The sequence below is a fragment of the Acidovorax sp. GW821-FHT11A03 genome (genome assembly GCF_058809075.1).
Genome location: NZ_JBXASG010000004.1, coordinates 232,826 through 246,259 on the forward strand (window position 1 = coordinate 232,826; position 13,434 = coordinate 246,259).

Here is a 13,434-nt window from a genome sequence, read left to right on the forward strand (position 1 = left end):
CCCGGCCCCACAAAAAAGCCATTGGAGACATAGCCATGAACGCCCCACTGCCCGAGCACATCCGCAAGGCCCTCGAAACCGTCACCCTCGACGACAAATACTCTTTGGACCACGGCCGGGCGTTCATGAGCGGGGTGCAGGCCCTGGTCCGCCTGCCCATGCTGCAGCGCCAGCGCGACGCCGTGGCCGGCCTGAACACCGCCGGCTTCATCAGCGGCTACCGGGGCTCGCCCCTGGGCACGTACGACCAGGCGCTGTGGGCGGCCAAGAAGCATCTGGCGGCCAACAACATCGTCTTCCAGCCCGGCGTGAACGAGGAACTCGGCGCGACGGCCGTCTGGGGCACGCAGCAGCTCGACCTGTATCCCCAATCCAAGAAGTTCGACGGCGTCTTCGGCATCTGGTACGGCAAGGGCCCGGGCGTGGACCGCTGCTCCGACGTGTTCAAGCACGCCAACATGGCGGGCACCGCCAAGCACGGCGGCGTGATCGCGATTGCCGGGGACGACCACATCAGCAAGAGCAGCACGGCCGCTCACCAGAGCGACCACATCTTCAAGGCCTGCGGCACGCCAGTGTTCTTCCCCAGCAGCGTGCAGGAAATCCTGGACATGGGCCTGCACGCCTTCGCCATGAGCCGCTTCTCGGGCGTGTGGTCGGGCATGAAGACCATCCAGGAGGTGGTGGAGTCCTCGAGCAGCATCTCGGTGGACCCGGACCGCGTGAAGATCGTGATGCCCGAGGACTTCGTGATGCCGCCCGGCGGCCTGCACATCCGCTGGCCCGACGCGCCGCTGGAGCAGGAAGCGCGCCTCATGGACTACAAGTGGTACGCGGCCCTGGCCTATGTGCGTGCCAACAAGCTCAACTACAACGTGATCGAAGGCCAAAACGACCGCTTCGGCATCATCGCCAGCGGCAAGGCCTACAACGACACGCGCCAGGCCCTGGTGGACCTGGGCCTGGACGATGACACCTGCCGTCAGCTGGGCATCCGCGTGCACAAGGTCAACGTGGTGTGGCCGCTCGAAGCCACCATCACGCGCGACTTCGCCCAGGGCCTGCAGGAGATCCTGGTGGTCGAGGAAAAGCGCCAGGTCATCGAATACCAGCTCAAGGAAGAGCTCTACAACTGGCGCGCCGACGTGCGCCCCAACGTGCTGGGCAAGTTCGACGAGCCCGAGGGCGATGCCACGGGCGGCGAATGGTCCATGCCCAACCCCAGCCAGAACTGGCTGCTGCGCGCCAAGGCCGACCTGACGCCGGCCATCATCGCCAAGGCGATCGCCAAGCGCCTGAAGAAGCTGGGCGTCTCCGGCGACATCATCGCGCGCATGGATTCGCGCATCGCCATCATCGAGGCGAGCGAGCGCGGCATGGCCGAGCTCAAGGTGGACACGGGCGAGCGCGCCCCCTGGTTCTGCAGCGGCTGCCCGCACAACACCAGCACCCGCGTGCCCGAGGGCTCGCGCGCCGTGGCCGGCATCGGCTGCCACTACATGGCCAACTGGATGCCCGACCGCAACACGTCCACCTTCACGCAGATGGGCGGCGAGGGCGTGACCTGGGTGGGCCAGGCGCCGTTCACCACCGACCAGCACGTGTTCGCCAACCTGGGCGACGGCACCTACTTCCACAGCGGGCTGCTGGCCATCCGCCAGAGCATCGCGGCGGGCACCAGCATCACCTACAAGGTGCTCTACAACGACGCCGTGGCCATGACCGGCGGCCAGCAGGTGGGCGAACGGCCCGAGGGCCACTCGGTGCTGCAGATCATGAACAGCCTGAAGTCCGAGGGCGTGGTCAAGCTCATCATCGTGACCGACGAGCCGCAGAAGTACGACGGCGTGGCGCTGGCCGAGGGCGTGACGGTGCACCACCGCGACGAGCTCGACACGCTGCAGCGCCAGTTCCGCGAGATCAAGGGCTGCACGGTCATCATCTACGACCAGACCTGCGCGACCGAAAAGCGCCGCCGCAGAAAGCGCGGCACCCTGGCCACGCCCGACAAGACCGTCGTCATCAACGAGCTGGTGTGCGAGGGCTGCGGCGACTGCTCCACCAAGTCCAACTGCCTGAGCGTGGAGCCGGTGGAGACGGAATTCGGCCGCAAGCGCCGCATCAACCAGAGTACCTGCAACAAGGACTACTCGTGCGTGAACGGCTTCTGCCCGAGCTTCGTCACAGTGGAAGGCGGCAAGCTCAAGAAGCCCAAGAAGGAAAAGAAGGGCGACCTGGCCAGCCTGCCGGCCATCCCTGAGCCGGTGCTGCCCGTGGCCGAAGCGGCCTGGGGCATCGTGGTCGGCGGCGTGGGCGGCACGGGCGTGATCACCATCGGCTCGCTGCTGGGCATGGCCGCGCACCTGGACGGCAAGGGCGTCATCACCCAGGACGCCGGCGGCCTGGCCCAGAAGGGCGGCGCCACCTGGAGCCACATCCAGATCGCCAACCGGCCCGAGGCCATCTACACCACCAAGGTCGACACCGCCAAGGCCGACCTGGTGATCGGCTGCGACTCCATCGTGGCGGCGCACAAGTACACGCTGGCCGTGATGCAGCCGGGCCGCACCTTCGTGGCGCTGAACACGCATGGCACGCCCACAGCGGCCTTCGTGACCAACCCGGACTGGCAGTTCCCGGGGGCCAACTGCGACAGCGCCATCGCGGCGGCGGTCGGCGCGGGTGGCGTGGGGAGCTTCGATGCCGAACAGGTGGCCACCCAGCTGCTGGGCGACAGCATCTACACCAACCCGCTGATGCTGGGCTACGCCTGGCAAAAGGGCCGCGTGCCCTTGACCTACGCGTCGCTGATGCGCGCCATGGAATTGAACGGCGTGCAGGTGGACAACAACAAGGCGGCCTTCGAATGGGGCCGCCGCTGCGCCCATGACCTGGCCTCGGTGCAGGCGCTGTTTGCCGCCGCGCAGGTGATCCAGTTCGTCAAGAAGCCTTCGCTGACCGAAATGATCGCCAAGCGCGTGGAGTTCCTCACGGGCTACCAGAATGCCGCCTACGCGTCCGAGTACACGGCCTTCGTAGAGAAGGTGCGCGCCGCCGAAAGCAAGCTGGGCACCACCACCCGCCTGTCGGAGGCCGTGGCCCGCTACCTGTTCAAGCTGATGGCCTACAAGGACGAGTACGAGGTCGCGCGCCTGCACACCGACAAGGCCTTCACGGACAAGATCGCGAACATGTTCGAAGGCGACTACAAGCTGGTGCACCACCTGGCCCCTCCGATGACGGCCAAGAAGAACGACAAGGGCGAACTCGTCAAGCAGCCGTTCGGCCCCTGGATGCGCAGCGCCTTTGGTCTGCTGGCCAAGATGAAGGGGTTGCGTGGCACGGCACTGGATGTGTTCGGCAAGACCGAGGAGCGCCGCATGGAGCGCGCGCTGATCGTGGAATACCGCGCCTGCATCGAGGAGCTGCTGGCCCGCCTGAACGCGGACAACCTGGCCCTGGCCGTGGAGATCGCCCGCATCCCCGAGGAAATCCGGGGCTATGGCCACGTGAAGGAGCGCCACCTGTCGGCCGCACGCCCCAAGTGGGACGGCCTGATGGCGCAGTGGCGCGCCGGCGGCACCACCGCCCAGCCGCAGCGCCAGGCGGCGTGAAGCCGGCTGCCGTGGCAGCCCTGCCGTGAAAAGCCCGCGCACCGCGCGGGCTTTTTACTATCAAGTCAGGAGCATCAAATGATTGACAGGCCGGCGTCAATGGCCATTTTGATCTGATTTTTTCCCGCCATCGCGGCGCACCGCCCGCCCGCGGCAAACACCCGCCAGCGGCTTGGGTCTTCCCCCTTGGGCCGCGCACAGGGGGCCGCATACAATGCCCTGTTCCGCCCTGGAAGGCGCCCTCGCGCCGGCCCCTGGCGGGTTTTGTGAATTTTGACCATCCGTTGTGGAGTCCAGTCCGTGTTTATTTCTTCCGCTTTTGCCCAAACCGCACCCGCCGCAGCCGCTGGTGGTACCGACATCATGTCCTCGCTGACCGGCATGCTGCCCCTGGTGCTCATGTTTGTGGTGCTCTACTTCGTCATGATCCGCCCCCAGATGAAGCGCCAGAAGGAACACCGCGCCATGATCGACGCCATCGCCAAGGGTGATGAAGTGGCCACCTCCGGCGGCATCGTCGGCAAGGTCACGCGCCTGTCCGAAGGTTTCCTGCACATCGAGATCGCCAACGGCGTCGAAGTGCAGCTGCAGCGCAGCGCCGTGGTTCAGGTCCTGCCCAAGGGTTCGGTCAAGTAATCAATGAACATTCCCCTGAGGCGCTGCGCGCCTTCCCCTTGCCCCCGCGCCGCGCGGGAGGGGGACGACGCCCCCGGACTGGCAGAGCCAGATCCACGGCGTCCCTGGCAGGGGTCGGCGCATGGCGCCATGCACAACTGAGATAAGAGCGCGATCATGAACCGTTATCCGGTCTGGAAGTACGCGATCCTGGTGATCGTGCTGCTGGTGGGGGTCCTGTACACCCTGCCCAATTTCTTTGGCGAAGCGCCTGCGGTGCAGGTTTCGTCGGCCAAGGCCACCGTCAAGGTGGACACCGCCGTGCAGCAGCGGGTGGAAGAAGCGCTCAAGGCCGCGGGCGTCACGCCCGACTTCGTGGCGCTGGAGGGCAACTCGGTGCGCGCGCGCTTTGACACGCCCGACACCCAGCTCAAAGCCAAGGACGCGATCCAGAAGGCCCTGGTGCCCGATGCCAGCGATCCGTCGTACATCGTGGCGCTGAACCTCGTGTCCCGCTCGCCCGTCTGGCTCAAATCCCTGCATGCCAACCCCATGTACCTGGGCCTGGACTTGCGCGGTGGCGTGCACTTCATGCTGCAGGTGGACATGCAGGCGGCCCTGACCAAGAAGGCCGAGTCCTATGCGGGCGACATCCGCACCGCGCTGCGCGACAAGAGCATCCGCCACGGCGGCATCAGCCGCGAAGGCCAGAACATCGACATCAAGGTGCGCGACGAGGCCATGCTGACGGCGGCCCGCAACCTGATCGCGGACCAGTTCACCGACCTGCAGGTCGCCAGCACGCCTGAAGGCAGCGAATTCAAGCTGCGCGCCTCCATCAAGCCCGAAGCCACGCGCCGCGTGCAGGAGCAGGCCCTCAAGCAGAACATCGTCACGCTGCACAACCGGATCAATGAGCTGGGCGTGGCCGAGCCCGTGATCCAGCAGCAGGGCCTGGACCGCATCGTGGTGCAGCTGCCCGGCGTGCAGGACACCGCCAAGGCCAAGGACATCCTGGGCCGCACGGCCACGCTGGAAGTGCGCATGGTGGACGAGGGCACCGAGGCCCGCACCGCCGAGACTGGCCGCGGCCCCGTGCCGTTCGGCTCCGAACGCTACCTGGAGCGCAGCGGCCAGCCCGTGATCGTCAAGAAGCAGGTCATCCTGACCGGCGAGAACCTGACCGACGCGCAGCCCGGCTTCGACGGCCAGACGCAGGAGCCGACCGTCAACCTCACGCTGGATGCCAAGGGCTCGCGCATCTTCCGCGACATCACGCGCGAGAACGTGGGCAAGCGCATGGCCATCGTGCTGTTTGAAAAGGGCAAGGGCGAGGTGGTGACGGCCCCCGTGATCCGCAGCGAAATCGGCGGCGGCCGGGTGCAGATCTCCGGCCGCATGACCACGGCGGAAGCCAACGACACCGCGCTGCTGCTGCGCGCGGGCTCGCTGGCCGCACCGATGGAAATCATCGAGGAATTCACCATCGGCCCGACGCTGGGCGCAGACAACATCGAACGCGGCATCCACAGCGTGGTCTGGGGCCTGGCGGCCATCGCGGTCTTCATGTGTTTCTACTACACGCTGTTCGGCGTGTTCTCCAGCATCGCGCTCGCCGTGAACGTGCTGCTGCTGGTGGCCATCCTGTCGATGCTCCAGGCCACCCTGACCTTGCCGGGCATTGCCGCCATGGCGCTGGCCATCGGCGTGGCCATCGACTCGAACGTGCTGATCAACGAACGCATCCGCGAGGAACTGCGCTCCGGCATGTCGCCGCAGGCGGCCATCCATGCGGGCTACGAGCGCGCCTGGGCGACCATCCTGGACTCGAACGTGACGACGCTGATCGCGGGCCTGGCGCTGCTGGCCTTCGGCTCCGGCCCGGTGCGCGGCTTTGCCGTGGTGCACTGCATCGGCATCCTGACCAGCATGTTCTCGGCCGTGTTCTTCTCGCGCGGCCTGGTGAACCTGTGGTATGGCCGCCAGAAGAAGCTCAAGAGCGTGTCGATCGGCCAGGTCTGGAAGCCGGACGCCGATGCCGCCGTGGCCAAGACGAACTAAGAAACTCCAAGCAAGGAACAAAGATCATGGAGTTTTTCCGCATTCGAAAAGACATCCCGTTCATGAAGCACGCGTTGATCTTCAACGCGATCTCCTTCATCACGTTCGCGCTGGCCGTGTTCTTCCTGCTCACGCGCGGGCTGCACCTGTCGGTGGAGTTCACGGGCGGCACGGTCATGGAAGTGGCCTACAGCCAGCCGGCCGAGCTGGCCAAGGTCCGCGAGACGGTCTCCGGCCTGGGCTATCCCGACGTGCAGGTGCAGAACTTCGGCACGGCCCGCGACGTGATGATCCGGCTGCCCGTGCAAAAGGGCGTGACGTCGGCGCAGCAAAGCGAACAGGTACTGGGCGCGCTCAAGGCCGCCAACCCCGAGGTCACGCTGCGGCGCACCGAGTTCGTGGGCCCGCAGGTGGGCGAGGAACTGGTGCACGGCGGCTTGATGGCGCTGGCCATGGTCGTGGTGGGCATCGTGATCTACCTGGCCTTCCGCTTCGAGTGGAAGTTCGGCGTGGCGGCCATCATCGCCAACCTGCACGACGTGGTGATCATCCTGGGCTTCTTCGCGTTCTTCCAGTGGGAGTTCTCGCTGTCGGTGCTGGCGGCCGTGCTGGCCGTGCTGGGGTATTCGGTCAACGAATCGGTCGTGATCTTCGACCGGATCCGCGAGGCCTTCCGCAAGTACCGCAAGATGACGACGCACGAGGTGATCGACCACGCCATCACGAGCACGATGAGCCGCACGATCATCACCCACGCGTCCACCGAGGCCATGGTGCTGTCGATGTTCTTCTTTGGCGGCCCGAGCCTGCACTACTTTGCCCTGGCGCTCACCATCGGCATCCTGTTCGGCATCTACTCCTCCGTGTTCGTGGCCGCGGCCATCGCCATGTGGCTCGGTGTGAAGCGCGAAGACCTTGTCAAGCCCGTGAAGAAGGATGGGGATCCGAACGATCCCCATGCCGGGGCCACCGTCTGAACCGCTAATATCGGTCCATGCAAGCCACGCCCCCTTCCGTTCCACAGCGCCGCCTGGCCCGCCAGGCGCGCCAGCGGTTCGTAGAGGGGCTGTGCGGCGGACTCCCGGACCTGGACAAGACGGTCCTGGATTTCCTGACAACGCTGATGTCCCAGACGGGCACGGCGCGCCAGATGCAGGCGCACCGGGATGCCTGGATGTTGTACCAGCAGCACCATGCCGCCTGGACCGAACGCACCGGCAAGGCATGGCGCGATGCGCTGGCGCCGCACAGCAGCACCACCCGCGGCACCCTCGCCACCGGCGGCGCGAGCCCCCAGTTCGAGCTGCTGAGCGACGACGTGGTGGAAAACAAGATCCTGGCTTCCCGCATGGCCCTCACGGTCAGCGAACAGGTCAGCCACCAGTTCGACACCTTGCGCCAGCGCACCCAGTCGCTGGAAGGGCAGGAGCTCGACAGCAGCGACATCCTCCGGCCCGATGCCGTGTGCCTGCTGCTGGTCGAGCAGTGGGTCGAGGCCGGCCTGCCCCGCACCGACCTGCAGACCGTGGTGGACCCGTTGCAGCGGGAACTGGCCAACCTGCTCCAGAAGCAGTACCAGGCCGTCAATGTGTTCTATGTGGAGCAGGGCGTCACGCCCCAGGCCGACCTCAAGTCGCGCGTGCGGCGCACTTCGGGCGGCACGGTTGCCGGTGGCGCCAGCAACTCTGGTGCCGGGGGCCTGGCGTCCCAGGCGCTGGCCCAGACGCGGGAAGCCATGGCTGCGGCGCGCGGCGGCGGCATCCCCCAGCCGGGCGGCGGTCACCCCATGCCCCAGCATCACCTGCCCGGCGGCAGGCCGCCGGCGGGCTATCCGCGGCATGGCCTGCCCACGGGGTTTGCCACGGGCATGACCCCGCTGGCGCGGGCCCGCCAGCGGGCGCAGGGCGTGATGGGGCAACTGCGCAGGCTGCTGACGCAACCGGCGACCGGGTTCGACATGGTCAATGCCCCGCCGGCTTCGGCCGCGCTCGCCCATGCCCTCACCGCCCACCGCGTGCACGCCGACACCTACTACAGTGGCGTGGCCACCCTGATGGAAGACTACAGTCCCGCGGCCGTGGTGCAGTTGGCGGGCGCGGTGCGCGAACGCTCGACCGAGCTCAAGAAGAAGGCCTCCACCGCCGGGGAAAAAGCCATCATCGAAGTGGTGGCCCTGATGTTCCAGAGCATCCTGGCCGAGGACCGCATCCCGCCGGCCGTGCGTGTCTGGTTTGCCCGGCTTCAGGTGCCCGTGCTGCGCGTGGCGCTGGCCGAGCCAGAGTTCTTCAGCAACCTCAACCACCCCGCGCGCCAGTTGATCGACCGCATGGGGGCCTGCGTGATGGGCTTTGATGCCACCAGCATCAATGGCAGCGCGCTGGAGGCGGAAATCCGCCGCGTGGTCCAGGTGATCGAGCAGTACCCCGAGACCGGCCGGCGTGTGTTCCAGCTGGTCTACGACGAGTTCGAGAAATTCCTGTCCAAGTTCCTCACCGAAAAGCAGGCCACCTCGCGCCTGGTCACGGTGGCCCAGCAGGTCGAGCAGAAAGAAACCCTCGCGATCCAGTACACCATCGAGCTGCGCACGATGCTGCGCGACATGCCGGTGCGCGACGAGATCCGCGAGTTTCTCTTCAAGACCTGGGCCGAGGTGCTGGCCCTGTCGGCCGTGCGCGACGGCCCGCAGCACGCAGACACCGTATCGCTCAAGCGCACGGCCGCGGACCTGGTCTGGGCGGCCAGCGCCAAGCCCAACCGCAGCGACCGCGCGCAGGTCATCCAGAATCTTCCGGGCCTGCTGCAGCGCCTGCGCCAGGGATTGGCCCTGATGGGGGTGAACGGCCCGGCGCAGGATGCGCAGATCAAGGTCCTCACCGACACGCTGGCCGACGCCTTCCTGTCCAAGACGGCATCCATTCCGCAGGCACACATCGACGCCATGGCCAAGCGCCTGGCCAACCTTGAGGATTTCATCAACGACGCGACGCTGGGCGACATGCCGCTCAACGCCGACAACATCGAGATGATGCTGGGCATCGATGCCTCATCCATCCATGTGGTCGCCGACAACGGCGCGCCCGTTCAGGACGACATGGTCGCCTGGGCCCAGGAACTGCAGCCTGGCACCTGGTACACGCTGGACCACAACGGGGCATCGGCCCAGGTGCAATATGCTTGGCAAAGCCAGCGCAAGCAGCTGCATTTGTTCGCCGCTGTCGACGGCAGCAGCTACCTGATCCAGTTGCGCAGGCTCGCAGCCTATCTGCAGGCCGGCTTGCTCGTGGCCCAGGAAGAAGAGGGCCTGACCTTGCGCGCCACGCGCGATGCGCTGGCCAAGCTGGACGCCAACCCCGAGCGGCTTCTGGACTGACCAGGCCCGGGCGCACCGAACGAAGCGGCGCGCGCCCGAACCACCACCGTCCAGAGGGGGCGCCTCAGGCGGTCCCCAGCCGCTGGAACAGGCCGCCCGGCAAACGGGCAACGCGGCCCTCGAGCTCCAGCTCCAGCAACGCCACCTGCAGCGACGCCGCATCCATGCCGGTGCGGGCCACCAGGGCATCCACGCCCATGGGGTCAAAACCCAGGGCCTTCAGCACAGGGCTGTCTGCCCCTCCGTGGATGCCCGGGTCGGTGTTGCTGCATGCTGACCCGGAGTCAACGAGCTGCCTGTCCACCGCCGGGGCGGAAGGCAGGCGCAACTCTTCCAGTACGTCCTGCGCGGACTCCACCAGCTTGGCCCCCTGGCGTATCAGCGCATGGCAGCCCCGTGATTGCGGTGCGTGGATGGAGCCGGGAATCGCAAACACTTCGCGGCCCTGTTCGGCCGCCATTCGGGCAGTGATCAGCGACCCCGAGGCCAGTGCCGCCTCGACCACCAGAGTCCCCTGGGAGAGGCCGGAAATGATGCGGTTGCGCTTGGGAAAATTGGCGGCCAGCGGTGGCGTGCCCAGGGGGTACTCGCTGACCAGAAGCCCGTGCGTGGCGATGCGGTGCGCGAGGTCCAGGTTCTTGCGCGGATAGACACGGTCGAGCCCCGTGCCCACCACGGCAATGGTGGCAGGTGCAACCTGCGCCGCGGCTTCAGTGACAACATCCAGCGCCCCTTCATGGGCCGCAGCATCCACCCCCAGCGCAAGCCCCGAGACAATGGTGAGGCCCGCCCCGCGCAGTGTCCGGGAAAAAAGCCGCGCGTTGTCCGCGCCTTGGGCGGTGGGATTGCGGCTTCCGACCACCGCGAGGCACCGGCCAACGGGAAACGGGGCCTGCGTGACCAGCCGGGCCGGGCCCATCAGGTACATCAGCAGCGGCGGGTCTTCGGTATCCAGCAGAGACTGTGGATACCGGTGGTCACCCAGCGTGACCACCGCGCGCGCAGGCCCCTGGGGATCGGCGCCCTCCAGCCATTGCCAGGTGGTATCGAGCAGCGCTTCCCATTCGCTGGGCACGGTGCACAGCGCCTTGGCCTGGGCCAAGGTCACACATTGCTGCAGCGCAGACTCCGATTGCTGGAAGACCGCCTGGGGCAGGCCAAAGCGCGCCAGCAGGCGCCGTGCGGCGCCATTGCCCACCCCCGAGGAGAGGGTGAGGCGCAACCATGCTCCCAGCTCGTCGCGGTCCATGATGGCGGTTGTAGAAGGCAAACAGCAGCAAAACAGGCCAGGGCCCGTGCCGCCCCTGGGCGGCTTCGCGGCCCCGGCAGGTCCGCGCAGTTACTCCTGGGGATTCACCAGGCGGTCGCCAACCCGCACGCCACTGCGAATCTCCAGGATCAGGGCATACGAAACCCGGTCGAAGGTCCGGAACACCATGGCGGTCCCGTTGTTCTCGCTGGGCAGCTTGACCATGGTCTTCGCATCGCCGGTCACATCCTTGATGCGATCGCCCTTGGTCAGCAACGACAGCACATGGCCCGGCTCGATGCCGTCCTGTGAGCCCAGGTTGATCGCAACCACCTGGTTCTGGGCGGCGTAGGCCGCCGAAAAGCTACCGTAGATGGAGACGACCCGCGCGTCGACGTCGATATGGGGCGCACGGGGTGTGTAGCTGGTAAAGACCCGGGCGGGCGCGGGCAGGATGCGGTCCCCCGCGCGGATCTCCTCCTTGGTGCCCGACAGATCCACCGTGGCAGGCACATACTCGGAAATATAGCCGCCCTTGCCGTTGGGGATGTCCTCGAAAGACTCTCCCCGCACCAGCTCGGCCTTGCCCAGATACTGCGCTTCGTACCCCAGGATTTCACCCGTCACGGGATCCTTCATGGCCACGGCATCGCGAAAGACACGGAAGAAACGGGGCTCGCCCGCCTCGGCTCGAACGGGGGCGGAGGCATCCCCGCGCACATAGGCCCGGTCGCCACTGGCCATCAGCACCCGGTCTTCGGTGGTAGCGATGATGCGGGGAGCGCGCTGCAGCACCTGGGCATCCACCACCAGGGGCTCCACGAGGAAAGGCTCGATCAGGTGGGGCTTGAGGGTGGGCAGCGCGGTGCTGGCCAGGCTGTCGCTGCGGGTGCGCGGAGACACGCGCACCGTCTGCGTCTCGGGTTCCGCCACGCCCGGGGGCGTGGTCCGCAGGCGTGCGTAGCCTCCATCCTTGTCCAGATACAGCGTCTGGCCCGGGTAGATCAGGTGGGGGTTCGGAATGGACTGGAGGTTCATGCCCCACAGCTCGGGCCAGCGCCAGGGACGCTTGAGGTACATGCCCGAAATGCCCCACAGCGTGTCGCCGCGCTTGACGGTATAGGTATCCGGTGCGTTGGGCGCCAGCTCCGAAAGGGGAACGCCACGCTCCGATACCTGCTGTGCGGTCGCGCGCTGGCCGCTGGAGATGGGGTGGTTCTGCGCCTGGGCCGGGGCGATCAGCAAAGCGCCAGCGATCATGGTGAGCGCGCCCAGGGCGGTCCGCCGAACGCTGGTGAATGCCGTCATGTTGTTCCTCTTCTCATGCATTGTGAAACGCCCCCTCACTGGCGCCTCGGTGCCAGCAGCATGCGGGCGACCGGGCAAATACGTTACAAACCCTCTTAGATTCTCTGCTCAAGCCCTTGATTCGGCAACGATTATTGGCCTGCAACGCTGCGGCGAACCTCAAAAGTGGCGAAAATAGCGACATCTCTCGGCAGCATCCATGGCAATCCTTCCCATTCTCTGTTACCCGGACCCCCGGCTCCACAAGGTCGCCCGCCCCATCGAGGCGGTGGATGACCGCGTCCAAAAGCTGGCGGCCGACATGCTCGCCACCATGTACGACGCCCACGGCATCGGCTTGGCCGCCACCCAGGTGGACGTGCATGAGCGGCTGGTCGTCATCGACGTGTCCGAGGAGCGCGACGCGCCCTTGGTGCTGATCAATCCGGAACTTGTCTGGACCAGTGCGGAAAAACACCTCAACGACGAGGGCTGCCTCTCGGTGCCCGGTATCTATGACGGCGTGGAGCGCTTCGATGCCGTGCATGTGCGGGCACTGGATGCGCAGGGACAGTCGCGCGTCATCGAGGCCAATGGCCTGCTGGCCGTCTGCATCCAGCACGAGATGGACCACCTGATGGGCAAGGTGTTCGTGGAATACCTCTCGCCGCTCAAGCGCAACCGCATCAAGACCAAGATGATCAAGCAGCAGCGGGGGGCGCGCGAGTGATCCGCCCGGCGCTCTGCACCCTCAGGGGTGGCGGAGTGCTGGCGCTGTCGGCGCTGGTGGTCCAGCTCGCGGGCTGCGCGCTGCCCGCCCGTGAAGCGTCCGGCGCGCTGCGCGCCGATGTCATCGCCAGGCTGGGACCACCCACCGCCACCTTCTCCCTGCCGGGCGGCGAGCGGCTGCTGTACTCCGAGCTTCCCGCGGGGTTTGCGGCCTACAACCTGGATTTCGACGCCAGCGGCAAGCTGGTGCGCAACGAACAGGTGCTGACGCAGACGCGCTTTGAGAACATCCCCGTCGGAGCCTGGACCCTCGCCGATGTGCAGCGCACCTTCGGCGCCCCCTTGCGCGTGGAACGGGTGGCGCGTTTTGATGGCGACATCTGGACCTACCGCTTCCGCCAGAATTCCGACCCGCGCCTGGCCCATGTCCACCTGGACCGCCAGGGCGTGGTGCGGCTCGTGATGTTCACGGACGAACAGCCCAACTTCGACAACACGCGCGACTGACC

9 protein-coding genes are annotated in these 13,434 nt (G+C 66.7%); 7 read left to right on the forward strand and 2 right to left on the reverse strand.

Annotated features, from left to right (window positions below; all coding sequences use genetic code 11):
* Nucleotides 1–35 precede the first annotated feature (35 nt).
* From AC1RVY_RS11520 to AC1RVY_RS11540, 5 genes are all read left to right on the forward strand, one after another.
* Nucleotides 36–3,614 carry an indolepyruvate ferredoxin oxidoreductase family protein gene (locus tag AC1RVY_RS11520; protein WP_492806651.1) on the forward strand — a complete coding sequence of 1,193 codons (3,579 nt, stop codon included), beginning with the start codon at nt 36–38 and terminating at the stop codon, nt 3,612–3,614.
* Between the two features lie 300 nt (nt 3,615–3,914).
* Nucleotides 3,915–4,250, forward strand: coding sequence for a preprotein translocase subunit YajC (gene yajC / locus AC1RVY_RS11525; protein ID WP_218297126.1), 336 nt, complete (start codon nt 3,915–3,917; stop codon nt 4,248–4,250).
* A gap of 156 nt (nt 4,251–4,406) precedes the next feature.
* Nucleotides 4,407–6,290, forward strand: coding sequence for a protein translocase subunit SecD (secD, locus tag AC1RVY_RS11530; protein WP_218297125.1), 1,884 nt, complete (start codon nt 4,407–4,409; stop codon nt 6,288–6,290).
* 26 nt (nt 6,291–6,316) lie between these two features.
* Nucleotides 6,317–7,267: a protein translocase subunit SecF gene (gene secF / locus AC1RVY_RS11535; RefSeq protein WP_218297124.1), complete on the forward strand. Its 951-nt coding sequence runs from the start codon at nt 6,317–6,319 to the stop codon at nt 7,265–7,267.
* Nucleotides 7,268–7,284: 17 nt separating this feature from the next.
* Nucleotides 7,285–9,660 (forward strand): DUF1631 family protein, encoded by a 2,376-nt coding sequence (locus tag AC1RVY_RS11540; RefSeq protein ID WP_369643735.1) that lies wholly within the window; start codon nt 7,285–7,287, stop codon nt 9,658–9,660.
* Between the two features lie 64 nt (nt 9,661–9,724).
* Here AC1RVY_RS11540 and dprA read toward each other — a convergent pair whose 3' ends face one another.
* Together dprA and AC1RVY_RS11550 are read right to left on the reverse strand one after the other, a co-directional pair.
* On the reverse strand, nt 9,725–10,909 hold the full coding sequence (gene dprA / locus AC1RVY_RS11545) for a DNA-processing protein DprA (protein WP_492806652.1): 1,185 nt from the start codon (nt 10,907–10,909) through the stop codon (nt 9,725–9,727).
* Nucleotides 10,910–10,999: 90 nt separating this feature from the next.
* Nucleotides 11,000–12,217 (reverse strand): LysM peptidoglycan-binding domain-containing protein, encoded by a 1,218-nt coding sequence (locus AC1RVY_RS11550; RefSeq protein ID WP_218297121.1) that lies wholly within the window; start codon nt 12,215–12,217, stop codon nt 11,000–11,002.
* A 199-nt stretch (nt 12,218–12,416) separates the two neighbouring features.
* Between AC1RVY_RS11550 and def the strand changes: the two genes are divergently transcribed.
* Both def and AC1RVY_RS11560 read left to right on the forward strand, forming a co-directional pair.
* The gene (gene def, locus AC1RVY_RS11555; protein ID WP_492806653.1) at nt 12,417–12,926 is read left to right on the forward strand and encodes a peptide deformylase; all 510 of its coding nucleotides are present in this window, start codon (nt 12,417–12,419) and stop codon (nt 12,924–12,926) included.
* Nucleotides 12,927–12,961: 35 nt separating this feature from the next.
* Nucleotides 12,962–13,432 carry a hypothetical protein gene (locus AC1RVY_RS11560; protein WP_492806654.1) on the forward strand — a complete coding sequence of 157 codons (471 nt, stop codon included), beginning with the start codon at nt 12,962–12,964 and terminating at the stop codon, nt 13,430–13,432.
* Nucleotides 13,433–13,434 lie beyond the last annotated feature (2 nt).